Source organism: Streptomyces sp. NBC_00258 (genome assembly GCF_036182465.1).
Taxonomy (GTDB): domain Bacteria; phylum Actinomycetota; class Actinomycetes; order Streptomycetales; family Streptomycetaceae; genus Streptomyces.
Genome location: NZ_CP108081.1, coordinates 3,164,257 through 3,185,500 on the forward strand (window position 1 = coordinate 3,164,257; position 21,244 = coordinate 3,185,500).

The 21,244-nt window shown below is 71.4% G+C and carries 26 protein-coding genes; 7 read left to right on the plus strand and 19 right to left on the minus strand.

Going from position 1 to position 21,244, the window contains the following annotated elements:
• Nucleotides 1-51: 51 nt before the first annotated feature.
• Together OG718_RS14210 and OG718_RS14215 are read right to left on the minus strand one after the other, a co-directional pair.
• Nucleotides 52-861, minus strand: a complete 810-nt coding sequence (locus OG718_RS14210) for a hypothetical protein (RefSeq protein WP_328844300.1) — start codon at nt 859-861, stop codon at nt 52-54.
• A gap of 185 nt (nt 862-1,046) precedes the next feature.
• Entirely contained in the window at nt 1,047-1,763 is a 717-nt protein-coding gene (locus OG718_RS14215; RefSeq protein WP_143640937.1) for an ANTAR domain-containing response regulator, read from the minus strand.
• Between the two features lie 111 nt (nt 1,764-1,874).
• Here OG718_RS14215 and OG718_RS14220 point away from each other — a divergent pair, with 111 nt between their 5' ends.
• A complete protein-coding gene (locus tag OG718_RS14220) occupies nt 1,875-3,005 on the plus strand; it encodes a PAS domain-containing protein (RefSeq protein ID WP_306936631.1) in 1,131 nt (376 codons plus the stop codon).
• A gap of 108 nt (nt 3,006-3,113) precedes the next feature.
• On the opposite strand, the gene OG718_RS14225 is transcribed toward OG718_RS14220, so the two are convergent.
• Together OG718_RS14225 and OG718_RS14230 are read right to left on the minus strand one after the other, a co-directional pair.
• The gene (locus OG718_RS14225) at nt 3,114-3,905 is read right to left on the minus strand and encodes an RNA polymerase sigma factor SigF (protein WP_143640939.1); all 792 of its coding nucleotides are present in this window, start codon (nt 3,903-3,905) and stop codon (nt 3,114-3,116) included.
• Between the two features lie 187 nt (nt 3,906-4,092).
• Nucleotides 4,093-4,251: a hypothetical protein gene (locus OG718_RS14230; protein WP_186001332.1), complete on the minus strand. Its 159-nt coding sequence runs from the start codon at nt 4,249-4,251 to the stop codon at nt 4,093-4,095.
• 197 nt (nt 4,252-4,448) lie between these two features.
• Between OG718_RS14230 and OG718_RS14235 the strand changes: the two genes are divergently transcribed.
• The 3 genes from OG718_RS14235 to OG718_RS14245 all read left to right on the plus strand — a co-directional run bounded on the left by OG718_RS14235 (nt 4,449) and on the right by OG718_RS14245 (nt 6,013).
• The gene (locus tag OG718_RS14235; RefSeq protein WP_143640940.1) at nt 4,449-4,868 is read left to right on the plus strand and encodes a DUF2795 domain-containing protein; all 420 of its coding nucleotides are present in this window, start codon (nt 4,449-4,451) and stop codon (nt 4,866-4,868) included.
• Between the two features lie 85 nt (nt 4,869-4,953).
• Nucleotides 4,954-5,394 (plus strand): CBS domain-containing protein, encoded by a 441-nt coding sequence (locus OG718_RS14240; protein ID WP_143640941.1) that lies wholly within the window; start codon nt 4,954-4,956, stop codon nt 5,392-5,394.
• A 79-nt stretch (nt 5,395-5,473) separates the two neighbouring features.
• Nucleotides 5,474-6,013 carry a type 1 glutamine amidotransferase domain-containing protein gene (locus tag OG718_RS14245; RefSeq protein WP_143640942.1) on the plus strand — a complete coding sequence of 180 codons (540 nt, stop codon included), beginning with the start codon at nt 5,474-5,476 and terminating at the stop codon, nt 6,011-6,013.
• Nucleotides 6,014-6,065: 52 nt separating this feature from the next.
• On the opposite strand, the gene OG718_RS14250 is transcribed toward OG718_RS14245, so the two are convergent.
• Together OG718_RS14250 and OG718_RS14255 are read right to left on the minus strand one after the other, a co-directional pair.
• The gene (locus OG718_RS14250) at nt 6,066-6,302 is read right to left on the minus strand and encodes a DUF6158 family protein (protein ID WP_143640943.1); all 237 of its coding nucleotides are present in this window, start codon (nt 6,300-6,302) and stop codon (nt 6,066-6,068) included.
• 144 nt (nt 6,303-6,446) lie between these two features.
• Nucleotides 6,447-8,066: an ABC-F family ATP-binding cassette domain-containing protein gene (locus OG718_RS14255; RefSeq protein ID WP_143640944.1), complete on the minus strand. Its 1,620-nt coding sequence runs from the start codon at nt 8,064-8,066 to the stop codon at nt 6,447-6,449.
• 152 nt (nt 8,067-8,218) lie between these two features.
• Here OG718_RS14255 and OG718_RS14260 point away from each other — a divergent pair, with 152 nt between their 5' ends.
• The 3 genes from OG718_RS14260 (at nt 8,219) to OG718_RS14270 (ending at nt 10,868) form a co-directional block, all read left to right on the plus strand.
• Entirely contained in the window at nt 8,219-9,712 is a 1,494-nt protein-coding gene (locus OG718_RS14260; RefSeq protein WP_328844301.1) for a bifunctional phosphatase PAP2/diacylglycerol kinase family protein, read from the plus strand.
• A gap of 126 nt (nt 9,713-9,838) precedes the next feature.
• Complete coding sequence (locus tag OG718_RS14265; RefSeq protein WP_143640946.1) at nt 9,839-10,654, plus strand: class I SAM-dependent methyltransferase; 816 nt, start codon at nt 9,839-9,841, stop codon at nt 10,652-10,654.
• A 43-nt stretch (nt 10,655-10,697) separates the two neighbouring features.
• Nucleotides 10,698-10,868: a hydrophobic protein gene (locus OG718_RS14270; protein WP_143640947.1), complete on the plus strand. Its 171-nt coding sequence runs from the start codon at nt 10,698-10,700 to the stop codon at nt 10,866-10,868.
• Between the two features lie 32 nt (nt 10,869-10,900).
• Here the strand turns inward: OG718_RS14270 and OG718_RS14275 are convergent, their stop codons facing one another.
• The 13 genes from OG718_RS14275 to OG718_RS14335 all read right to left on the minus strand — a co-directional run bounded on the left by OG718_RS14275 (nt 10,901) and on the right by OG718_RS14335 (nt 21,028).
• Nucleotides 10,901-11,209, minus strand: a complete 309-nt coding sequence (locus OG718_RS14275) for a gas vesicle protein K (protein WP_143641049.1) — start codon at nt 11,207-11,209, stop codon at nt 10,901-10,903.
• A gap of 50 nt (nt 11,210-11,259) precedes the next feature.
• Nucleotides 11,260-11,448 (minus strand): gas vesicle protein, encoded by a 189-nt coding sequence (locus OG718_RS14280; RefSeq protein ID WP_143640948.1) that lies wholly within the window; start codon nt 11,446-11,448, stop codon nt 11,260-11,262.
• On the minus strand, nt 11,445-12,254 hold the full coding sequence (locus OG718_RS14285; protein ID WP_328844302.1) for a GvpL/GvpF family gas vesicle protein: 810 nt from the start codon (nt 12,252-12,254) through the stop codon (nt 11,445-11,447). Before OG718_RS14285 ends, OG718_RS14280 begins: the two co-directional genes overlap by 4 nt.
• Nucleotides 12,251-12,613: a gas vesicle protein gene (locus OG718_RS14290; protein WP_143640950.1), complete on the minus strand. Its 363-nt coding sequence runs from the start codon at nt 12,611-12,613 to the stop codon at nt 12,251-12,253. Before OG718_RS14290 ends, OG718_RS14285 begins: the two co-directional genes overlap by 4 nt.
• Nucleotides 12,610-13,737, minus strand: coding sequence for an SRPBCC family protein (locus OG718_RS14295; protein WP_328844303.1), 1,128 nt, complete (start codon nt 13,735-13,737; stop codon nt 12,610-12,612). Before OG718_RS14295 ends, OG718_RS14290 begins: the two co-directional genes overlap by 4 nt.
• The gene (locus tag OG718_RS14300; RefSeq protein WP_328844304.1) at nt 13,730-14,449 is read right to left on the minus strand and encodes a DNA primase; all 720 of its coding nucleotides are present in this window, start codon (nt 14,447-14,449) and stop codon (nt 13,730-13,732) included. Before OG718_RS14300 ends, OG718_RS14295 begins: the two co-directional genes overlap by 8 nt.
• Nucleotides 14,446-14,712 carry a gas vesicle protein GvpG gene (locus OG718_RS14305; RefSeq protein ID WP_143640953.1) on the minus strand — a complete coding sequence of 89 codons (267 nt, stop codon included), beginning with the start codon at nt 14,710-14,712 and terminating at the stop codon, nt 14,446-14,448. The genes OG718_RS14300 and OG718_RS14305 overlap by 4 nt, the downstream gene beginning before the upstream one ends.
• Before the next feature lie 61 nt (nt 14,713-14,773).
• Nucleotides 14,774-15,523 carry a GvpL/GvpF family gas vesicle protein gene (locus OG718_RS14310; RefSeq protein ID WP_143640954.1) on the minus strand — a complete coding sequence of 250 codons (750 nt, stop codon included), beginning with the start codon at nt 15,521-15,523 and terminating at the stop codon, nt 14,774-14,776.
• The gene (locus OG718_RS14315; RefSeq protein ID WP_143640955.1) at nt 15,520-15,945 is read right to left on the minus strand and encodes a gas vesicle structural protein GvpA; all 426 of its coding nucleotides are present in this window, start codon (nt 15,943-15,945) and stop codon (nt 15,520-15,522) included. Before OG718_RS14315 ends, OG718_RS14310 begins: the two co-directional genes overlap by 4 nt.
• A gap of 114 nt (nt 15,946-16,059) precedes the next feature.
• Nucleotides 16,060-16,431, minus strand: coding sequence for a gas vesicle protein GvpO (locus tag OG718_RS14320; protein WP_143640956.1), 372 nt, complete (start codon nt 16,429-16,431; stop codon nt 16,060-16,062).
• A gap of 94 nt (nt 16,432-16,525) precedes the next feature.
• On the minus strand, nt 16,526-17,455 hold the full coding sequence (ligD, locus tag OG718_RS14325; RefSeq protein ID WP_143640957.1) for a non-homologous end-joining DNA ligase: 930 nt from the start codon (nt 17,453-17,455) through the stop codon (nt 16,526-16,528).
• 61 nt (nt 17,456-17,516) lie between these two features.
• The gene (locus tag OG718_RS14330) at nt 17,517-19,364 is read right to left on the minus strand and encodes a transketolase (RefSeq protein WP_143640958.1); all 1,848 of its coding nucleotides are present in this window, start codon (nt 19,362-19,364) and stop codon (nt 17,517-17,519) included.
• On the minus strand, nt 19,361-21,028 hold the full coding sequence (locus OG718_RS14335; protein ID WP_328844305.1) for an NAD(P)/FAD-dependent oxidoreductase: 1,668 nt from the start codon (nt 21,026-21,028) through the stop codon (nt 19,361-19,363). Before OG718_RS14335 ends, OG718_RS14330 begins: the two co-directional genes overlap by 4 nt.
• Between the last annotated feature and the right edge of the window lie 216 nt (nt 21,029-21,244).

A 21,244-nucleotide genomic window follows, 5' to 3' on the forward strand; every position in this document is an offset into this window, starting at 1 on the left:
TGTGCTTCGAGTACCCAAGGCTCTGCGTACCCCATGGATCGCGTCGCCAACTCAGCCTTTCGAGGAGGGCTCCCGGCGGCGCAGTCTGTGGACGGCGGCCCCGGCCGCGCCCGCGATGAGGACACCGCCCGTGACCAGGGCGATGGTGGAGTCGGTGAAGGTGCCGCCCTCGCCCGCGTGCACCCCGCGCTGGACCGCGGCTCCGTCGTCACGGGAACCTTCGTCACGGGAACCTTCGTCACGGGAGCTGTCGTGGGAGCCGTCGTCGCGCGAGCCGTCGTGGGTGCCGTCGTCGCGCGAGCCGTCGTGGGTGCCGTCGTCGCGCGAGCCGTCGTGGGTGCCGTCGTCGCGCGAGCCGTCGTGGGTGCCGTCGTCGTGCGAGCCCTCGCGGGAGCCGTCGCGGGACGCCGTGAAGGACGCGCTCCACTGCTTTCCCTGGCCACCGGGCGCCGCCGGGCAGGTGCCGTCGACGCTCCAGTCGGAGTCCTTGCCGGCCGCGTCGTCACTGCCGGCCGCACCGTCCTTGCCGACCGCGTCGGACCCGCCCTCCTCGAAGTTCGCGGCGGGCGCGATACGGGCGGTGCCGCTGTAGGCAGGACCGCCCGCGGCATCCTCCTCGCCTCCGGTCCTGGTCAGCTGGACGGTCCCGTGCTCGAAGGCCTGCGAGGTGGCGTCGATGGTCTCGGGTGCGGGACCGCCCGTCGGTTCGCAGGACACGGAGACGGTGACCGTGCCGCCCGGGACCACGGTGCGAGGGCTGACCTCCGCCCCCGGGTTCGCGGCAGCCGCCACGGTGGTGCCCAGGGCGACGGCGGTGAGGGCTGTGGCGGACAGGGCGCGGACGGTACGGCGGACGGGCATGGGCTCGGGCTCCTTCGGCCGGTGGCTGGGGACCCCCACGCCCGTGGACGGCGGCGGAGGCGGGGCACGACCGACATGCCCCGCAGCCCATCAGAGCCCGGCCGCCGCCGGGGCGCGCGCGGCCGGACACCATTCGTGCCACGCGGACGCCCGAGCGGGTGACACCGCACGGACTCCGTACCGATTCAGTTCGACAGGGAGACCAGCTCCTGTTCCAGGCCGCGGCCCCGTGACTCCACGAGGGCCGCGGCGACGTCCGACAGTTTGCGGTTGGTCCCCTGCGAGATGCGGCGCAGGACCTTGAAGGCCGCGTCCGCGTCGCAGGCCAGCACATGCATGACGATGCCGCATGCCTGGTCGACGACGGGGCGGGTGCGCAGCGCGGTGCCGAGCTGGTCGAGTTCGGTGAGCGCGGCGCGGTAGGAGCGGTCACGGACAAGACTGGTCGCGGCAAGGTCGCCGAGGGCCCGGGCGGGTCCGTGCGGGGCGTCCTCCAGGCCTCCGGCGCGGAAGCTGTAGAGGCTGAGGGTGACCGTCAGCCCCGCCCGGCGGAAGGGAATGGTGACGCTGGAGCGCACACCCGAGTCGAGCGCCATGGCCCGGTACTGCGGCCAGCGCTCCTCGCGCAGCAGGTCGCCCGACTCGACGGGCTCACCGCGCTCCAGTGCGGCGGGGATCGGCCCCTCCCCGGTACGGAGCTGCATCGCGACGAGCGCGGCGAGGTCCGGGTGCGTGACCGCGGCCGGCCGCTCCGTGCCACCGTCGGAGACCGTGGTGCCCGCGCCGCAGCAGTCGGTGGTGCAGCGGACGGCCTGTTCGGCGAGTTCCGACAGCCGACGGCCCGGAAGTGCAGATTCCGGGGATGCCGTCCCGCGGGGACCCAGATGTTCCGTATCCGGCATGTTTCGCACCTCCTGTTCCCTCCGCCTTCCCGCTCACCTGCGGAGAAAACGAGATCGGGGCGTTCCGCCCCGGCGTCCCCGGGCGGGCTCGTGACGGGTTACGTTCATGGCATGGCGCAGACGGAGGAATTCGGTGAGGAACTTGCGGATTTCGTGCGCCGTGTCGCGGAGTTGAAGGCGGCACGGTCCGTGCCCCATGACGACCTGCCCACCGTGCTGGACACGGCGATCTTCGAACTCGACCACGTGGCCGACCAGTTGTGGCCGTGGTACGAGCGGCTGACGGCCACCGGCACGGCGAGCACGCCCTCCGCCGACCGTCAGGAACAGCAGCTCCTGAAAGGGATCTTCCAACGGCTGCCGCTGCCCGTCGCGCTGATCGACCGTGAGACGGTGGTCCGCAGGCTGAACTTCGCGGGCACCAACTTCACCGGTGTCAGGGCGGGTTACGCGACGGGCCGCCCGCTCTCCGGCTTCCTCGCGCACGCGGACCGGGCAGCGTTCCGCTCGCAGACCGCGGCGGTGGCACGCGGTGACGGCGACCGCAGTCTCACGGTCCATCTCCAGCAGCGCCCCGCCGTTCCCGTGCACGCGACGCTCACCGCGCTGCGGCCGAGTGGCGAGCCGCGTGCCGCCGTACTCGTGGTGCTCCAGTCCGCCGGGGCGCGGGCGCCGTCGGCCGAGGGCGAGTCGGGCCCCGTCCCGGACCTGGGCGAGACGACAAGGCACGCCGCGCTGATGGACCTGCTGGACGCGATGACCACGGCACTGCTGAGCGATCCCGCCAAAACCCGGGCCGCCGTGCTGGAGCGGGCGGCCCGGGTGCTGCACGGGCGGTTCGCGGACTGGGTGGTGGCCGACGAGGGGGCCGCACGGCTGTGCCGTACGACCGTCCTCGGACCGGCGGACCAGCGGGACGTAGGAGCCGAGGACCTGGAGGCGCAGGACCCTGCCGCCTGCCCGCTCGTCGTGGAGGCGGCACGCGGTGGTTCCACGGCCCTCCAGGTACGCCCGGAGGACCCGGACGCCTTCGGCCGCGACGCCTCCGACGCCCCCGTCCTGGTCCGCGCGAACGTCACGTCCCTCCTCTGCGTCCCCCTCACCCTCGACGGCGCGGTCCAGGGCGTCCTCACCCTCTTCCGCACCGGCCCCCGCCTCGCCTTCTCCATGGCAGAGGCCCAGGCAATGGACATGATGTCCCGTCACATAGCCCTGGCCATGGCCGACTTGGACCGAAGGTGACCGGTCCCGCCTGGGCGCCCCTGGAAGGGGCACGGGGAACTGCGCGAGCAGCCACAACGGGCCCGCAGCCATCCACAGCCCGCGGTACTCCGCCGGACCGCCGGAGGCTCACACGACGTCTTGCAGAACCTGTTCCCGCAGCCTGCTGCAACACCGGCTGATCAGCCGGGAGACGTGCATCTGCGAGATCCCGAGCTGCTCGGCGATCCGGCTCTGCGTCATGTCCCCGAAGAACCGCATGTACAGGATGGCCCGTTCACGCTCGGGCAACGCCTCCAACCGCGGCTTGACCGCCTCACGGTCGATGACGACGTCCAGCGCGGGATCGGCCGAGCCGAGCGCGTCGCTCAGGGAGTATCCGTCCTCGCCACCCGGGAGTTCGGCGTCGAGCGAGAGCGCCGTGAAACTCTCCAGGGCCTCCAGACCCGTGCGTACGTCCTCTTCGCTCATCTGCGCGTGCTCGGCGATCTCGGCGACGGTGGGCTGTCGGCCCGGGACCGTCTGGGAGAGGTCCTGGCGGGCGAAGCGGACCCGGTTGCGCAGGTCCTGGACCCGGCGAGGCACGTGCAGGGTCCACATGTGGTCACGGAAGTGACGCTTGATCTCACCCGTGATGGTCGGTACGGCATAGCTCTCGAAGGCGTTGCCGAGTTCGGGGTCGTAGCGGTCGACGGCCTTGACGAGGCCCATGGCCGCGACCTGCCGCAGGTCGTCGTAGTTCTCGCCGCGGTTGCGGAAACGGCCTGCCAGGCGGTTCGCCATGGGCAGCCAGGCCTCGATGATCTGCTCTCGGAGAGTGTCGCGCAGCTGTCCCGGGGGCAACGAAGCGAGCCTGCGGAAGTCCTCCGCGGTGTCCGGGGCGTCGTCGTGGGGGTGCTTGGCGCTCGCGTGAGTTCGCATGGTGCGTGCAACTCCCTTGAGGGGGTGCCTTGGGTGGACGGTCACCGTGGGAGCGCACCCCGAGCCGGACGGGCACACCCGTGGTGAGGGATACACCGCTCCCACGGACGTGCCTCCTGTCCGAAGCACTGTGTCTTCGCCTGCCCCTCGACTTCCCGGGCAAACACGGCTTGCGCGGCTCAGTGGCTCAGTGGCTCAGCGTGGCGCCGTCGGTCGTGCCGGGCTGTCGGGCGGGCTGCGCCGGGAGCAGCCAGTCCTCGTTCGGGAGCAGCCATTCCTCGTAGCGGCCGAGTGCCAGGACGACGCCGAGCATCAGGACCGGAATGATCACAGCGAGTACCGCCATGGTCCTGTCCTTCCCCAAAGGGATCACACTGGAGGATGGAGACCGAGTCTCCTGGTCGCGGGCGGACAAACATCCTGCGCACACGCCGGTGCGCGTCCCGCTGCCCGTGCCACTGCAAACCGCCGGTGCAAACCCTCCGTGTCGATGTCCGGGGGACGGGTACGCGAGGGTCCACCCCCGAACATCTGGAGGGACACATGGAGCGAGGCAGCAACCGCCTCAGCGTCCACCGGGACGAGGAGATGAAGCACGAACTGCAGGGCCTGCTGAGGTCCGGCCGTCCGACCCGCGTGGAGGAGTGGCACGATCCGGAGCCGATCGCCGACGACGATCCGCCGATTGCCGGCGGCCCGGTGACGCCGGGCTCGGACCAGGGCTCCGTGGCCGCCGTCCGCCTGGATCTGGCGCGCCACCTGGGACGTACGTCGTTCCCAGCGGGCCCCCGTGAGCTGAGCGGCGTCCTGCGGGCCCAGTACGCGCCGGACGCGCTCGTCGAAGCGCTGGAGCGGCTGCCGGGCGGCGCGCGCTATGCGAACGCGCAGGAACTGGCCGAGGCCGTGGTGCGCTCCGCGGAGAGCGGGGCCGAGGCTCCCGAAGAGCGCGCGCCGGACGCATGACCGGCCGTCTCAGGGGTACTGCGGGCGACATCAGGCCGACGTAGCCGTACCCCTTCGTCGGGGAACGCAGGAAAGGCCCACAGCCATGGCTGTTTTCGTAAGGGAAGTCATGACGCCAGGCGTCGTCTCGGTCCGCCCGGACGCCTCGCTCGTCGAAGCCGCTCAGCTGATGCGGGCCCAGGACATCGGCGATGTCCTGGTGGCGGGCGACCACGCTCTCATCGGCGTCCTGACCGACCGCGACATCGCGCTGCGCGCGGTCGCGAACGGTGCCGACCCGCTGACGGTGAGCGCCCGGTCGGTGTGCACTCCCGATCCGGTCGTGGTGGGCCCCGACGACGCGGTGGCGGCGGCGGTCGCGCTGATGCGCGACCACGCCGTGCGCCGGCTCCCGGTCGTCGAGGACGGCCGGGCGGTCGGCATGGTCAGCCTGGGTGACCTCGCGATGTCGGAGAACCCGGAGTCGGCCCTCGCGGAGATCAGCCGCGCCGCCCCGGACGGCCGTGGGGGCGGGGCCCGGGCGTGACGCGAACAGACCGCGCGGCCCGGAACGAGAGCTCGGACCGCGTGACGGACCGCGCGGCCGGAAAGGACGTGGAAGACCCATGCGCATCGCGTTTCTGATGGCGCCGGAGGGCGTCGAGCAGATCGAACTCACCGACCCCTGGCACGCCGTCCACGACGCTGGCGGCGAACCTGTGCTGCTGTCGACGGAGCCGGGGCGGATCCAGGCGTTCAACCACCTCGACAAGGCGGACGTGTTCCCGGTGCAGCAGGTCGTGGGCGACGCCTCGGCGGACTCCTTCGCCGGTCTGGTGCTACCCGGCGGAGTGGCCAGTCCGGACGCGCTGCGCATGGACGAACAGGCCGTGTCGTTCGTCCGGGACTTCTTCGAGCAGGGCCGGCCGGTGGCCGCGATCTGTCATGCCCCGTGGACACTCGTCGAGGCCGACGTGGTCCGCGGCCGCACCCTCACCTCGTGGCCGAGCCTGCGTACGGACATCCGCAACGCGGGCGGCACCTGGGTCGACGAACAGGTGGTGGTCTGCGAGGCCGGCCCCGCGACGCTCGTCACCAGCCGCAAACCGGACGACCTCAAGGCCTTCTCCGAGGCGTTCCTGCCGGAGTTCCTGAAGCGCCGCTGACCGCGGCCCGTACAGCGGGGCCGACCGCCCGCCCGGCAGGGCATGGGCGGGCTCACAGGCTCGTGTCCGGATGCCTCTCCCGCGCCCCCGCCCGCGTCCGGCCCAGGGCGACCGGGCGGCGCGGGTTCCTGCGCAGATACTCGCCCTCCAGTTCCGCCATCCGGACGTTGTGCGTGCGCAGCGCGTCGTTCGAGCCGTGCAGCAACGTGTCATGGCGGGTCCGGTGGATCGTCTCCAGCTCCTTCATCAGCTGCTGATCGTCCAGGAGGCCCGGGTCGACTCCGGTCATGGCGCTACCCCGATCGTCGTGTCTCCCTCCACCTTACGAACACCGAGGCACACTCGCGCCCCTTGGGGGCGCGGGGAACTGCGCGCTCAGCCCTGACGGACCCGCACCCGAGAACGACCGCAACCTGCCCAGCCCGGCGGAGAGCTACCGAACCCGCTCCACCCGCCGCTCGTCCCACACCGGCTCCGTCGACTCCCGCACACGGCCGTCGCTGCCGAACACCAGATATCGATCGAACGAACGGGCGAACCAGCGGTCGTGCGTGACCGCGAGAACCGTGCCCTGGAACGCCTCCAGCCCCTCCTGAAGCGCCTCGGCCGACTCCAGGTCGAGGTTGTCCGTGGGCTCGTCCAGAAGCAGCGCCGTGCAGCCCTCCAGCTCCAGGAGGAGGATCTGGAAGCGGGCCTGCTGCCCGCCGGAGAGCCGGTCGAACCGCTGCTCGGCCTGGGCGGTCAGCTCGTAGCGCCGCAGCCGGGACGCGGCGGCACCGCGGTCCTGGGAGTGCTCGGACCACAGGATGTCGAGCAGTGTGCGCCCCTCCAGCTCGGGGTGGGCGTGGGTCTGCGCGAAGTGGCCGGGCACGACGCGCGCGCCGAGCTTCCACTCCCCCGAGTGCGTGACGTCGCCGCCCGCGAGGAGCCGCAGGAAGTGCGACTTGCCGGAGCCGTTCGAGCCGAGCACGGCGACCCGCTCGCCGTAGAAGACCTCCAGGTCGAAGGGTTTCATCAGCCCGGTGAGTTCGAGCTCCTTGCAGGTCACGGCCCGGATGCCGGTGCGGCCGCCGTGCAGGCGCATCGTGATGTCCTGCTCGCGCGGCGGCTCCGGCGGCGGCCCGGCCTCCTCGAACTTGCGGAGCCTGGTCTGCGCGGCCTGGTAGCGGGAGGCCAGCTCATGGCTGATGGAGGCAGCCTGCCGCAGGTTGAGCACCAGTTTCTTCAGCTGGGCGTGCTTCTCGTCCCAGCGCCGCCGCAGCTCCTCGAAGCGCGCGAAGCGCTCCCGGCGTGCCTCGTGGTAGGTGGCGAAGCCGCCGCCGTGCACCCAGGCGTCGGCTCCGGCCGGCCCGGGCTCGACGCTCACGATCTTCTCGGCGGAGCGGGCGAGCAGCTCCCGGTCGTGGGAGACGAACAGGACCGTCTTGCGGGTCTCCCTCAGCCGCTCCTCCAGCCAGCGCTTGCCGGGGACGTCGAGGTAGTTGTCCGGCTCGTCGAGCAGCAGAACCTCGTCGGTGCCGCGCAGCAGGGCCTCCAGGACGAGCCGCTTCTGCTCACCGCCGGAGAGCGTGCGCACCTCGCGGAACTGCGCCTTGTCGTACGGAATGCCGAGCGCGGCGGTGGTGCACATGTCCCAGAGGGTCTCGGCCTCGTACCCCTGGACCTCCGCCCAGTCGGAGAGCGCCTGCGCGTAACTCATCTGGGCGGCCTCGTCGTCGACGGTCATGATGAGGTGCTCGGCGCGGTCGACGGCCTGGGCGGCCTCCCGGATCCGCGGCTGGGAGACCGACACGAGCAGGTCCCGTACGGTCGACTCGTCCCGTACGGATCCCACGAACTGGCGCATCACGCCGAGTCCGCCGCTCACGGTGACGGTGCCGGCGTGCGGCTTCAGCTCGCCGGAGATCAGCCGCAGCAGTGTCGTCTTCCCGGCTCCGTTGGGCCCGACCAGCGCGACCGCGGCCCCTTCGCCCACCCGGAAGGACACATCGCCGAGCAGCGCCCTCCCGTCGGGGAGGTAGTACTCCAGGTGCGCGGCTTCCAGATGTCCCATGGTTGGGCATTGTCCGGGGTGGGCGGGGCGCGCGGCAAACGGGTTACCCGACCGGCGGACCTGAGCCGTGGACGCAGGACAGACAGGTCGCATGACCGGTTCTCGTCGAACCGACGTGCGCGGCAGAGCCGTGTCGGGGTACACGATGGTGCATGACCGCAGACCTGGACCTCACCGTCACCGGCCCCGGCCACGCCCTCCGCGACCGGCTCCTGGCCCTCGACTTCCGTATCTTCGAGGCCGTGGCGGCCCGGCACTGGCCGGGCGCCGACCCGCTGCTGCCGAAGCTGAGCCGCAGTGCGAACCACGGCCTGCTGTGGTTCGGCACGGCGGCGGCGCTCGCGGCGACTCGTTCGCCGCGGGCCCGCCGCGCGGCCGTCCGCGGTGTCGCCTCGCTGGCCCTGGCCTCGGCCACCATCAACACCCTCGGCAAGCGCTCGGTGCGCCGCCCGCGTCCCCTGCTGGACGCGGTACCGAGGGTCCGGCAGCTGAAGCGCCAGCCGATCACCACCTCGTTCCCGTCGGGGCACTCGGCGTCGGCTGCCGCCTTCGCGACGGGTGTCGCGCTCGAGTCCCGTCCCCTGGGCGCGGTGGTGGCTCCGGTGGCCGCCGCCGTGGCCCTCTCCCGTATCTACACGGGCGCGCACTTCCCGAGCGATGTGCTCGTCGGGGCGGCGTTCGGCGCGGGCGCCGCCTTCGCCGTACGCGGTCTGGTGCCGACCCGTGACCAGCTGCCGCCTCCCGGCCGTCCGCGCGCGGACGCGCCGGCGCTGCCGGACGGGGAGGGCCTCGTCATGGTGGTCAACAAGGCGGCGGGCAGTTCGGACCGCGTCCGCGCCCTCGGCGACGCCCTGCCGCGCGCCGAGCTCGTGGAGTGCGAACCGGCCGATCTGCAGGCCGAGCTGGAGAAGGCCGCGGCCCGGGCCGAGGTGCTCGGCGTCTGCGGCGGCGACGGCACGGTGAACGCGGCCGCCACGGTGGCCCTGCGCCACCGCCTCCCGCTCGCCGTGCTGCCCGGCGGCACGCTCAACCACTTCGCGCAGGACCTGGGCGTGGAGGACGTACGCGACCTGAGCCAGGCGCTGCAGGAAGGCGATGCCGTACGGGTCGACGTGGGCCTCTTCTCCGCCGACGGCACGGAGGGCTACTTCCTCAACACGTGCAGTCTCGGCGTCTATCCGGAACTGGTGCGCGAGCGGGACCGCTGGTCGAAGCGGATCGGCGGCTGGCCGGCCGGAGTGGTCGCGACCCTGCGCGTACTGCGCGCCGACCGGCACCCCCTCAAGGCCGAACTCGGCGGCAAGGAGCACCCGTTGTGGCTCCTGTTCGCCGGGAACGGCACGTACCACCGGATGGGTCCGGTGCCCGCCCGTCGCTACGACCTCGCGGACGGCCGCCTGGACGTCCGGGTCGTGCACGGGGGCCGCTTCCCTGCCGTACGCCTCCTCGCCGCGGCCGTCGCCGGGCCGCTCACCCGCTCCCCCGCGCACGCGGCGGTCCGTGTCGGCGCGCTCCACGTGGAGGGCGTCGAGCCCGGCACCCTGCTGGCCTACGACGGTGAAGTCACCACCGTGGAGGGCGAGGTGACGCTGCGGAAGCTGCCCGAGGCACTGACGGTGTACCGGCCGCTCCAGCAGCGACGCTGACCACCCGAAAGTCCGCATCGCAAGACGCGGGTCTCATTATTCGACATGGCGGCGTACGGTGACACCCATCGCTCGCGGAGCAGCTCCGCAGGCCCGGTACGAGGGTTACGAGGGAATGGGGACGCCATGTCGAAGGAGACCGCCGTCTACACGCACGGCCACCACGAGTCCGTGCTGCGCTCGCACACCTGGCGCACGGCCGTGAACTCGGCGGCCTACCTCCTCCCCTCGCTGAAGCCGCACATGAGGATCCTGGACATCGGCTGCGGGCCCGGGACCATCACCGCCGACCTGGCCGAACTGGTCCCGGACGGGCACGTCACCGCCGTCGACCACGCGCCGGGCATCCTGGACCGGGCCCGGGCCACGGCTGCCGAACGCGGCCTGGGGAACGTGGAGTTCGCGGTCGCGGACGTCCATGCGCTGGAGTATCCGGACGACACCTTCTGCGTCGTCCACGCACACCAGGTGCTGCAGCACGTGGGCGACCCGGTGCAGGCGCTGCGCGAGATGTACCGGGTCACTAAACCGGGCGGCTTCGTGGCCGTGCGGGACTCGGACTACGCGGCGATGACCTGGTATCCCCTGTCGCGGGGCATGGACGACTGGCTGGACCTCTACCGGCGTGTGGCCCGCGCGAACGGCGGCGAGCCGGACGCCGGGCGGCGCCTGAGGTCCTGGGCACTGACGGCCGGCTTCACCGACGTCACCAGCTCGTCGAGCACCTGGTGCTACGCCACCGCCGAGGAGCGCGCCTGGTGGAGCGGCCTGTGGGCGGACCGTACGGTCGCCTCCGCGTACGCGGACCGCGCCAGGGAGGGCGGCCACGCGACGGCGGAGCAGCTGAACGCGGTCTCGGAGGCGTGGCGGGAATGGGGCCGGCAGGACGACGCCTGGTTCTCCGTCCTGCACGGGGAAATTCTCTGCCGGAAACCGGTCTGATTTCCTTGATCCGGGAAACCCGGACAGCAGGAGGTAATAAACTATGGTTCCCATCCTGCTGGTACTGCTTCTGGCGCTCATCCTTTTCGGCGCCGGCTTCGCGGTGAAAATCCTCTGGTGGATCGCACTGATAGTTATCGTGGTGTGGCTACTGGGATTCCTGGTGCGCGGCACGAGCGCGAGCGGTTCCAGGGGCCGCTGGTATCGCTGGTAGTTCTACCGGGATTTTCGTATCCACCGGTGGTTCTACTCCCTGGGAAGTAGCGGTCCGAGCGGCCCGAGGTCCAGATTCAGGTCCTCGGGCCGCAGCCCGTAGCGGTCGCGCAGTTCCGCCATGCGGTCGTCCAGGAGCATCAGTGTGAGACCGATCCGCTCCTCCTGGTCCTCCGTGAGATCCCCTGTGTCGAACCGGCGCAGTGCCTGCCGCTCCATCAACTGCCGCAGCAGTTCGACCACGGTCAGCACCAGTTTGACCAGGTCCTGCTCCACGGTGTCCGGTTCGAGATCCAGCCGGTTCCGCCGGGCCTTCCCGGCCGTTTCGCCGTCGCCCCTCATGTCACCCACGTCACTGATGTCGCTCACGTCACTGATGTCACGCATATCGCTCACTCCAATTCCCTCCAGGGCGAGGGGACCTGTTCGTTGACCGAGCTGATGAGCGCGTTCAGGTCGATGCGTACGAGATCGACGTCCGCGATCCGCAGCGTGAGGTCGCCGGTGATGACGACCCCGCCCGCCAGCAGCCGGTCGAGCAGGTCGACGAGAGCGATCTCCCGGCGTTCCACGACGGTCACGAGTCCTCCCCGCTGAACGAGTAGGCCGCCCAGGGCCCGGTGAGTTCGACCCTCAGGCCGGGAGAGTCGTCCTTCGTACGGTCCACCAGTTCCACGAACGCCTCGGATTCCGAACGCGGCACCAGATAGGCGGCGTTCAGCACGTTCCGGCCGGACGCGCGGGAGAGCGCCGCGTTCTGCGGCGCGTGGATCCGGGTGTCCTCCGCGTACCCGGAAAGGGTTTCGTGCAGTCGGCGCGAGAATTCCTCGGCCTGTTCCCATTTCTCCTCGTGCGCTCTGCGCTGGCCGCGCCGCTGCCGCAGATAGTCGCGCCCCGAAACGGGTTTGGCGGGAGCAGGCGCCGGCCGGGCATCCGGATTTCCGGAGGATTGCATGCCCGCGGCGGAATCCGTGTTCTCGGAGGATTCCGGGGATTCCACGTAGACCTTCACTCCCCATTCGACCCGCCCGTCGAGCCGGTCGAGGGTCCGCAGGAAGATCTCCTCACGCTGTTCCATCATCGTGCGGACGCCGCTGTCGTCCCGGAACACGGTGGCGAGCCGGAGCGGCAGCGGCGAGGTGACGACGGTGAGCGCGTCGATCACGTTCTGGTGGGCCCGCGCGGTCGCGCCGAGCCAGTCCAGGTCCTCCAGATGGGCCCGCAACGGCCCCTCGGCGAAGTCCTCCTCCGGCACATGACCCACCACGGCGACGAGGCCGTGGTGGGTCAGCTGCTTGGGCGGAACACCCGCCACGCCCGTCAGCTGGGCCGACAGCGGTGTGCCGAAGGGCCGGCAGACGGCGTATACGTAGCGCAGACCACTCATCCCTGGGCTTCCTCCTCAGTGGGTGCGCGCTCGCGCGCGGGTGCGACCTCACGACCGCGTTCCAGTTCGGCGACGTGCGCGCGCAGCTCGGCGTTCTCCCGGGAGAGTTCGTTGCGGCGCGCGTTCGAGGACAGCTCCGGGTCGGACTCCCACCAGTCGATGCCCATCTCCTTCGCCTTGTCGACGGACGCGACGATGAGCCTCAGTTTGATGGTGACCAGCTCGATGTCGAGCAGGTTGATGCGGATGTCGCCCGCGATCACGATGCCCTTGTCGAGTACCCGTTCGAGGATGTCGGCGAGGTTGGCGCTGTTGCCCTGCTGGCCGTAGGGGTCGGGGAACCGCTGGGCCGTGGTCATCGGCGGCTCCGGGGCTCGGCTGCCTCGGCTTCCTCTTCGTCCGCCTCGTCCTCGGGCACTTCCTCGTCCTCGGCGTACGCGTCGTTCTCGTCGTCGTACGCCTCCTCGTCCTCCTCCTCGTACTCGCCCTCCGGGGCCTCCTCGTCCTCGGGAATCTCCTCGTCCTCGGGGACTTCGTCGGCCGCCTCGGTATCGTCGGCGGCTTCGGTCTCCTCGCCGTCGTCGAGTTCCTCGGACGCCTCGGTGTCCTCGGCCTCTTCCTCCGCGAGCGCGTCCTCGTGGGTGACGACCACTTCGCCGTCGCGGATCTCGCCGCGCCAGCTGTCGCTCGCCTCGCCCTTGAGCGTGATGAAGCGGGCGAAGTTCTTGAGGTCGAGACGGACCCTGCGGCCCTGGGCGCGCCAGATGTTGCCGGTCTTCTCGAACAGGCCCTTGGGGTAGTACTCGACGATCAGCAGGACCCGGGTGAGGTTCTCGGCGAGGGAGTGGAAGGAGACGACACCCTTCGTGGTGCCCTTGGCGCCCTCGGACGTCCACGAGATGCGGTCGTCGGGCACCTGGTCGGTGGTCTTCGCCTTCCAGCTCCGGTTGGACCAGAAGATCTTCATCTGCCAGTCCGAGGTGGTGTCGTCACCGCGGTTCGCGCTCTTGACGCCCTTCGCGAAGGTGCTGAAGTCCTGGAACTGGGTCCACTGGTCGTAGGCCGTACGCAGCGGCACGCCGACGTCGACGTACTCGAGGATGACCGTGGGCTTCTTGCCCGCGCCGCCCTTGCGCTTGCCCTTGCCGCCGGTCATGTTCTTGAACGCGCCGACGACGCTGTCCTTGGCCCGGCCCGCGCCGAGTTCCAGGGCGGACCTCAGCGGCCCCTTGCCGTCGGCCAGCTTGCGGCCGCCGTCGAGGGCCAGCTTGGCGAAGCCCGGGCTGTTGCCCTCGGCGATGTCGTTGAGCTTGCCCGTCGTCTCGCCGAGCTTGTGCCCGACCCCGACCAGCAGCCGCTGGGCCTGGGCGCCCAGATACGCCTGGACCTCTTCCTTGAGCCGGTCGGCCGCCGCGCTCTGGGCGGCCGAGGTGATCGGGTTGTCCTTCGCATGCTTGGTCGCGGATCCGAGAGTGTCAGTCATCGTCGCCGCCTCCCCTCGACAGCCGGCCCTGCGAGGCGCGGCGCCCGGCGGTCTTCGCCGCGGCCGTCTTCTTCGCGGGAGCCTTCTTCGCGGCCCTGGCCGCCGTCTTCTTGGCCGGGGCCTCCTTGCGGGGGCTCCGCTTCTCGGCGGCCTTCTTCGCCGGGGCCTTCTTCGCGGCCTTCTTGGCCGGGGCCCGCTTGCGCGGCCGTGGCCGTGGCCGTTCCTCGTCCTCGGCGTCCTCGGCGGACTCCCGCTCCGCGACGTCGTCGTCCGAGGCGTCCGGGTCGCGGTCGTCGTACTCGTCGTAGTCCTCGTACTCGTCCTCGGGCTCGTCCTCCCGGTCGCCGCGGGACTTGCCGCCGGACTTGCCGCCGACGCCGGGCACATCCGGAACCACGCCCGAGAGCTGGTCCCGTACCTGCGCGGTCCGTCCGTGCAGCCGGTCGGCGATGCCCTCGATCTGCCGCTCGACGAGGGCTCCGGAGGCGGCCTTGCCCACGCCTCGCAGGTCCTCGCGCAGCTGGTCCCCGATCTCCTTGAACTGCGGGTTGTTCTGCAGCTGCCCGGACACCAGGTCCGCGAGCGCCCGCGGGCTCAGGTGCATCCGTTTGCCGGCCACCATCGTGCCGACGGCGAACGCCAGTTTCATCTTCTTGGTACGCCCGAGGACGTATCCGGCCCCTACCGCGAGGCCCAGTCCCAGTCGATTCATGGTGTCGTCCCGTTGTTGCCTGCTCCGGTGCCCCTGGTCATGGCGATCTCCAGCCTGTCCAGAAGCTCGTCCTCCAGGCGGTCGAACTCCGCGTCGTCGATCTCGCCCGCCTCGAGCCGCTGCTCGAGGCGAGCCAGTTCGGCGCGGACCGCCGCCGGGTCGTAGTACTGGCGCTCTGCCTCCGCCACTACCTGCTGCATGGCCCAGAGGCTGCCGCGCACGGGGGCGAACGGCAGCATCAGGACCTCTCCGATCAGCCCCATGTCCTCGACTCCTCTGTCTCGTCCGTCTCGTCCGTCTCGTCCGTCTCGTCCGTCTCGGCTCTCAGTGGTGTGTCTCGGCGGGCTCGGACGGCCCGGGTTCCACGAAGCTGTAGGGCGGCAGCGGCCCGTGGAGCCGCACTTCGAGATGCGGTTGCCCCTTGCGGACCTCTTCGACCGCGGCGATGAAGTCCTCGGCCGACGCGCGCTCCACGAGGAACGACACGTTGGCCAGCCACCCGGTGGACTCCGGTCCCACGCTCACTGCGGCGGCGACCGGTTCCAGGGTGCGCTGAAGCTCGGCGGCGTCCTCCACCTCGCGGCGCTGCACAGCGGCGACCACCACCTCGCCGAGCCGCAGCTTGTCGTCGTAACTGCCGCCGCCCGCCTGACGGTTGGCCTCGGTGAGCGACCGGACCTCCGGGTTCTCGGACATCACCCGGTGCAGTACGGCCTCTTCGTCGTGCGTGGCCTTGACGTTGTACTCGACCTTGCCCGCCAGCGCCTCCAGGCGCTCCTTGAAGTGGTCGGCGCGCTCGGCGAGCACCCCGGCCACGGCCGCGTCGTCCGGTGAGACGCTGCCGAACCGCATGGGCAGCACAGCGGCGGCCGCGCCGGTCTCGGCCAGCACGTTCTGGTGGGCGAGCAGGTCCCTGCGCTTGGGCCGCAGCCCTTCGGGCGCGTCGCTGACGACCGCGGCGAGGTCGCCCTCCTTGATGATGCGCACCTGCCGGGCCGGCTCGCCGACGCCTTCCATGCCGTCGGGGAGCGAGGGATGCGAGCCGGACGTGATTCCGTAGACGTACGTACTCACTCCTGCTCCTCCTTCCGGCGTGCCGCGGTGGACTTGCGGGCGCGCGGCCTGGACTCGGCCTGGCTCTCCTCACGGGACTGCTTGAACGCGTCGGAGATGGTCTCGGCGGCGCCGGACAGCGCCCCCTTCGACTTGCCTCGCGCGCCGGACTCGGTGATCTCGCCGACCAGGTCGGGGAGTCCGGGGCTGCGCTTGGGGCCGGCCTCCAGGTCGAGCCGGTTGCACGCCTCCGCGAAGCGCAGATAGGTGTCGACGCTGGCGATGACGACGCGCACGTCGATCTTCAGGATCTCGATTCCGACGAGGGAGACCCGGATGAATGCGTCGATGACGATCCCTCGGTCCAGGACGAGTTCCAGGACGTCGTAGAGGCCGCTGGTGCCGCCTCCGCCGCCACTCTGTTGTGCCGGGACAACGGTCATGCCGACCTTGCCTCCTTGTCTGTTGTGGGTGTGTGAACGAAGCGGGACGGGTTCCCGGCCCGAAGGAACGGACACGGGCCCTCCCGCCCGAAGGGCCGGGGAAGGGGCCGTGGCCTACCGGCCGCCGGGCCTGTTGGAGTCGGCCCTCCCGCGTTCGTAACGGCGGACACGCCGATAGCCGGTGAGCTCGCCCTGGAGGTCGCAGGTCGCCTCGTAGCTCGCGAGCAGGCTCATCGTGTCGGGGACCCTGACCAGTTCCAGGACCTCGATCTGCAACGTCCAGCCGTCCTCTGTGCGTTCGAAGGACGACACGGACTCGGCCACCATGCCGGTCAGCTCCGCGAGTTGGGTGCGCGCGTTGCGCAGCACCTCCATGGGGCTCGGCACGTCCTCGTCCGCCGCGTCCTGCTGCTTGCTCTTGGATGAGTTGCTTCTGGATGAGTTCGATGAACTCTGTGAACCTGATGTGTTGGATGTGTTCGACATGGCCACCTCGGACTCCGAGTGGCCCGGCGGACGTTGGCCAAACCTCCAACGGTGCGTTCCTCGGCCGGTTGTTCGTCCCCGGCCGGTACGTGCCTCAGCCGCGCAGCGCGTTCAGCCGGCGCCGGGCGGGACCGAGCGCGCGCCCTCTGCGGAGCAGCCCGGCCCAGGGATTGGTGCGGGCCTGGTCGACGGCGTCCGCGATGGTCCACCGTCGGGGACCGAGTCCCGGGTCGTCGAGCTGCTCCCAGGTGAGGGGTGTGGCGACCGGGGCGCCGGGCTTGGCGCGGACGGTGAAGGGGGCGACCGAGGTCTGGGCGTAGGCGTTGCGCTGGATGTCCAGGTAGAGGCGGTCGCCGCGGTCCTTCTTGCGGGCGGCCGTGGTGAGCTGCTCGGGGTGCGCCTCGGTGAGGGTGTCGGCGACTGCCTTGGCGAACTCCCGTACTTCGTCGAAGTCGTGCCGCCCGTCGAGCGGTACGACGACGTGCAGCCCCCGGGAGCCGGTGGTCATCAGGGCGGACGGCAGCCGGAGTTCGTCGAGCAGCTCGCCGACCAGCCGGGCGGCTTCGCGCACCGGCTCGAAGTCGTCGCCGGAGGGGTCGAGGTCGAAGACCAGCCGGTCGGGACGGTCGACCCGGCCGTCCTGCGAGACCCGCGACAGCCACCGGTGCAGGGTCAGACAGGCCTGGTCGGCGAGGTACACGAGGGTCGCGGTGTCGTCGCACACGGGGTGGACGACGGTGCCGCCCTCCTTGGACACCTCGACCCGCCTGATCCAGTCCGGGTCGTGGTCCTGGACGTTCTTCTGCATGAACCGGGGGCCGCCGAGCCCGTCCGGGTACCGCTCCAGCATCAGTGGCCGTCCCCGCAGGTGCGGCAGCATGTACGGGGCGACCTCCCGGTAGTACGCGACCAGGTCGGCCTTCGTGTACTCCTTCGCCGGGCCGTCGCCGGGGAACAGCACCTTGTCGGGCCGGTGCACCTCGACGGTCCGCCGGCCGGCCCGTACGGACTGTGTGCCGGCCATGGTCACTCCTCCCGGAAGTCGGCGTCGACGTCCGTGTCCCGTACGTACCGGGCGGCACGGGTCATCGCACGATCGCGTTCTCCACCAGCAGCTTCGCCGAGGCCGCGATCGACTCGGCGTCGATACCGGCGGCGTGCAGTTGTTCCTCGGGCGTGGCCGAGCCGGGCATGGTGCGCACGGCGAGCCGGACCAGCCGGGGCGTGGGGCGTCCGTCGAGGAAGGCGTCGAGGACCGCGTCGCCGAGGCCGCCCTCCTCGTGGTGGTCCTCCACGGTCAGCAGGCAGCCGGTGTGCTCGGCGGCCTCGCGCAGGGTTCGGCGGTCGACGGGCTTGACCGAGTACAGGTCGATGACCTGCACGGAGATGCCGTCGGCGGCAAGCGCGTCCGCGGCCTTCAGTGCCTCGTGCACGGTCGCTCCCGCGGCGACGACGGTGAGCCTGTCCTCCGGGGAGACCCGCAGCACCTTGCTGCCGCCGACCGGGAACTCCTCGTTCGGGCCGTACAGGACCGGCATCTCGCCGCGCGAGGTCCGCAGATAGCGGACGCCCTCGCAGCCCGCCATCTCGGCGACGAGCTTGGCGGTCTGGTTGGCGTCGCACGGGTAGAGCACGGTCGAGCCGTGCACCGCCCGGAACATCGCCAGGTCCTCAAGACCCATCTGCGAGGGCCCGTCCTGCCCGATGGCGACACCCGCGTGGGAGCCGACGAGGTTGATGCCCGCCCCGCTGACGGACGCCATCCGGACGAAGTCGTGGGCGCGCGTGAGGAAGGCGGCGAAGGTCGACACGTAGGGCACCCAGCCGCGCGCGGCGAGCCCCACGGCGGCCGCGACCAGCTGCTGTTCGGCGATGTAGCACTCGAAGAACCGGTCGGGATGCTCCTTCGCGAAGAACTCGGCGCGTGTCGAGTCGCTCACCTCGCCGTCGAGGGCGACGACGTCTCCGCGCGCGGTGCCGAGCGCGGCGAGCGCCTGCCCGTAGGCGTTGCGGGTGGCGACCTCGTCACCCATCTCGTAGCGCGGCAGTTCCAGGTGCCCGGCGCGGACGGCGTGGAGCATCCGGGCGGCGGGCGGCTGACGGACCTCGACGCGGAGGTCGCGCACCCCGCCGAGTTCCTCGATCGCCTCGTCGGCGTCGGGCAGCGGCTTGCCGTGCAGGCCCTCGCGGTCCTGGACGGATGCGACGCCCTTGCCCTTGAGGGTGCGGGCGATGATCGCGGTCGGCTGTCCGACGGTGGAGACCGCCTCGCCGTACGCGCGGTCGATCGCGTCCACGTCGTGGCCGTCGACCTCGACGGTGTGCCAGCCGAAGGCCCGGAAGCGGCGGGCGTACGCGTCGAGGTCGTGGCCGTGCCGGGTGGGGCCGCGCTGGCCGAGCCGGTTGACGTCCACGATCGCGGTGAGGTTGTCGAGGTGCTCGTGTCCGGCGTGCTCGGCCGCCTCCCAGACGGAGCCCTCGGCCATCTCGCTGTCGCCGCACAGCACCCACACCCGGTAGCCGACCCTGTCGAGCCGCTTGCCGGACAGCGCGAGGCCCACACCGACGGGCAGGCCCTGCCCGAGCGATCCGGTGGCCGTCTCGACCCACGGCAGCCGGCGCGGTGTCGGATGCCCTTCGAGGCGGCTGCCGAGCTTGCGGAACGTCATCAGCTCGGTGTCGTTGATCGCCCCGGCCGCCTTGTACGCGGCGTACAGCAGTGGCGAGGCGTGTCCCTTGGACAGGATGAAGCGGTCGTTGCCGGGGTGGGCGGGGCGGTCGAAGTCGTACCGCAGATGGTTGGCGAACAGGACCGCCAGCAGGTCGGCGGCGGACATCGACGAGGTGGGATGCCCGGATCCCGCCGCGGCGGCGGCGCGGACACTGTCCACGCGCAACTGCTGCCCCAGTTCGGTGAGTTGACGGGTGTTCATGACTCTCCTTCCACAGGGCGTACGGGGCCGGGAGCGGTGGGCTTGTCGGGATGAGGGCCCGCCTGCTCGGCGGGGCCGCGAAAGGCCGGGCTGTCGGGGGCCGCGCCTGCCGGGCGGACGGAATCACTGCCCGGGCGGATCCCGTCCGGGCCCGCGGGACGGCCGGGATCCGGAGCCCTGGGGGCGTCGGGATCCCGGGCCGCGAGGGCGTCGGGTTCCGGAGCCGGGCGGTTGCCCGGGTCACGCACCGCGGACGCCTCCGCCTTGGACATCCGGGCCGGCCCGGACCCACCGGGGCCGGCAGTCCCGGTGTCCACGGGGCTCCCGTCCCCGCCCGTGGCACCGGCCCGCTTCTCCGGGCCGCCCGCCACCCGCGCCAGCTCCGGTGAAGCGGACTCCAGCGGCACCGACCAGGAACGCACCAGGCCCAACTGGACGCCCTGGCGCGGGAGTACGGCGTCCAGGATCCAGTCTGCGGCGACCCGGACGCGGTTGCCGGGCATCGCGGCGAGGTGGTAGCCGCGGGTGACGACTCCGGCGAGCGGCCCGGACAGCGGGATGCCGAGCGGGTTGGCGGCGGCCTTCACCCCGCCGAGGTCGACGACGAAGCCCAGGTCGCGGTGCCGGTAGACACGCCGGGTGCCGACGCCGAGCGAGGCGGCGACGTTGTGGCCCGCGACCTTGCCGTGCCGCCAGGCGTGCTGTGCGGTCATCGCCGTGTACTCCCCGGGCTTCTCCAGATCGGGCACGGCGGCCGCGTCGCCGCAGGCGAACACCTCGGGGTGGCCCGGCACTTGGAGGTACGGGTCGACGAGCAGCCGGCCGCGCTCCATCGGCCGCCCGACGCCCGCCACCAGTGGATCGGGGCGCACGCCCACGCACCAGACAAGGGTCCGGGTGTCGACGAACTCCCCGTCGCTCAGCCGCACTCCGGTCGACGTGGCCTCCTCGACGGACGTGCCGGTGCGCACGTCGACACCGCGCTCGCGCAGCACCCGGTCGGCGGTGCTCGACAGCCGTTCGTCGAGTTCGGGCAGCACGCGCGGGGCGACGTCGAGCAGCAGCCACCGCGGCCGCATCCCCTCCCTGAGCGGCTGCCTGCGCACCAGCTGGTCGGTGAACAGCTGCCCCTGCGCGGCGACTTCGGTGCCGGTGTATCCCGCGCCGACGACCACGAAGGTGCAGCGCGACGAGCGGTTCTTGTAGTCGTCGGCCGCGGCCGCGAGTTCGATCTGCCGGGTCACGTGGTCACGCAGGTACAGCGCCTCGGGCAGTCCCCGGAAGCCGTGCGCGTGCTCGGCGACACCGGGCACGGGCAGCAGTTTGTTGACACTGCCGACGGCCAGTACGAGCCGGTCGTACGACAGGGTGCCGCCGTCGCCCTCGGGGTCGGTGTAGTGCACGGTCCGTGCTTCGAGGTCGATGTCGTCGGCCTCGCCCAGCACCAGGCGTACGCCCGGCAGGGTGCCCGTCAGCGAGACGGTGACGCGGCGCGGCTCCAGGACACCGGCGGCGACCTGGGGCAGCAGGGGAAGGTAGAGAAAGTAGTCCGTGGGGTTCAGCAGGACGATGTCGGCCTTGTTCCGGGTCAGCCGGGCCAGGGTGCGCGCCGTCTGGTACCCGGCGAATCCTGCTCCGACGATCACGACACGAGGTCGGCTCATGGGGCGCCTCCGGCGGAGTCATCCTTCGGGGCCTTCCGCGTCCCCCCGGCCGGGACGCCCAAACGTCGAGGTCCCCGCCCGGCCGCGGTTCGCACCGGGGGCCGGGCACACCGGAAAGCCGGCCGGACCCGTTCGGGCCCGGTTCCGGCCGTGCGGGTCCGCGGACGGTGTCTCCTCCCCGATTGTCCGGGGCGCGGCCCGTCACCGCATCCCACG

What these genes read in the sequence shown, in the direction of transcription:
- OG718_RS14250 (WP_143640943.1), bottom strand. Translation starts at nt 6,302, where the DNA reads ATGACCGGAGTCGACCCGGGCCTCCTGGACGATCAGCAGCTGATGAAG.
- OG718_RS14210 (WP_328844300.1), bottom strand. Translation starts at nt 861, where the DNA reads ATGCCCGTCCGCCGTACCGTCCGCGCCCTGTCCGCCACAGCCCTCACC.
- ligD (WP_143640957.1), bottom strand. Translation starts at nt 17,455, where the DNA reads ATGGCCGGCACACAGTCCGTACGGGCCGGCCGGCGGACCGTCGAGGTG.
- OG718_RS14220 (WP_306936631.1), top strand. Translation starts at nt 1,875, where the DNA reads ATGGCGCAGACGGAGGAATTCGGTGAGGAACTTGCGGATTTCGTGCGC.
- OG718_RS14335 (WP_328844305.1), bottom strand. Translation starts at nt 21,028, where the DNA reads ATGAGCCGACCTCGTGTCGTGATCGTCGGAGCAGGATTCGCCGGGTAC.
- OG718_RS14225 (WP_143640939.1), bottom strand. Translation starts at nt 3,905, where the DNA reads ATGCGAACTCACGCGAGCGCCAAGCACCCCCACGACGACGCCCCGGAC.
- OG718_RS14330 (WP_143640958.1), bottom strand. Translation starts at nt 19,364, where the DNA reads ATGAACACCCGTCAACTCACCGAACTGGGGCAGCAGTTGCGCGTGGAC.
- OG718_RS14295 (WP_328844303.1), bottom strand. Translation starts at nt 13,737, where the DNA reads ATGACTGACACTCTCGGATCCGCGACCAAGCATGCGAAGGACAACCCG.
- OG718_RS14245 (WP_143640942.1), top strand. Translation starts at nt 5,474, where the DNA reads ATGCGCATCGCGTTTCTGATGGCGCCGGAGGGCGTCGAGCAGATCGAA.
- OG718_RS14290 (WP_143640950.1), bottom strand. Translation starts at nt 12,613, where the DNA reads ATGACCACGGCCCAGCGGTTCCCCGACCCCTACGGCCAGCAGGGCAAC.
- OG718_RS14215 (WP_143640937.1), bottom strand. Translation starts at nt 1,763, where the DNA reads ATGCCGGATACGGAACATCTGGGTCCCCGCGGGACGGCATCCCCGGAA.
- OG718_RS14320 (WP_143640956.1), bottom strand. Translation starts at nt 16,431, where the DNA reads ATGTCGAACACATCCAACACATCAGGTTCACAGAGTTCATCGAACTCA.
- OG718_RS14260 (WP_328844301.1), top strand. Translation starts at nt 8,219, where the DNA reads ATGACCGCAGACCTGGACCTCACCGTCACCGGCCCCGGCCACGCCCTC.
- OG718_RS14240 (WP_143640941.1), top strand. Translation starts at nt 4,954, where the DNA reads ATGGCTGTTTTCGTAAGGGAAGTCATGACGCCAGGCGTCGTCTCGGTC.
- OG718_RS14265 (WP_143640946.1), top strand. Translation starts at nt 9,839, where the DNA reads ATGTCGAAGGAGACCGCCGTCTACACGCACGGCCACCACGAGTCCGTG.
- OG718_RS14255 (WP_143640944.1), bottom strand. Translation starts at nt 8,066, where the DNA reads ATGGGACATCTGGAAGCCGCGCACCTGGAGTACTACCTCCCCGACGGG.
- OG718_RS14270 (WP_143640947.1), top strand. Translation starts at nt 10,698, where the DNA reads ATGGTTCCCATCCTGCTGGTACTGCTTCTGGCGCTCATCCTTTTCGGC.
- OG718_RS14305 (WP_143640953.1), bottom strand. Translation starts at nt 14,712, where the DNA reads ATGGGGCTGATCGGAGAGGTCCTGATGCTGCCGTTCGCCCCCGTGCGC.
- OG718_RS14300 (WP_328844304.1), bottom strand. Translation starts at nt 14,449, where the DNA reads ATGAATCGACTGGGACTGGGCCTCGCGGTAGGGGCCGGATACGTCCTC.
- OG718_RS14235 (WP_143640940.1), top strand. Translation starts at nt 4,449, where the DNA reads ATGGAGCGAGGCAGCAACCGCCTCAGCGTCCACCGGGACGAGGAGATG.
- OG718_RS14315 (WP_143640955.1), bottom strand. Translation starts at nt 15,945, where the DNA reads ATGACCGTTGTCCCGGCACAACAGAGTGGCGGCGGAGGCGGCACCAGC.
- OG718_RS14230 (WP_186001332.1), bottom strand. Translation starts at nt 4,251, where the DNA reads ATGGCGGTACTCGCTGTGATCATTCCGGTCCTGATGCTCGGCGTCGTC.
- OG718_RS14275 (WP_143641049.1), bottom strand. Translation starts at nt 11,209, where the DNA reads ATGAGGGGCGACGGCGAAACGGCCGGGAAGGCCCGGCGGAACCGGCTG.
- OG718_RS14285 (WP_328844302.1), bottom strand. Translation starts at nt 12,254, where the DNA reads ATGAGTGGTCTGCGCTACGTATACGCCGTCTGCCGGCCCTTCGGCACA.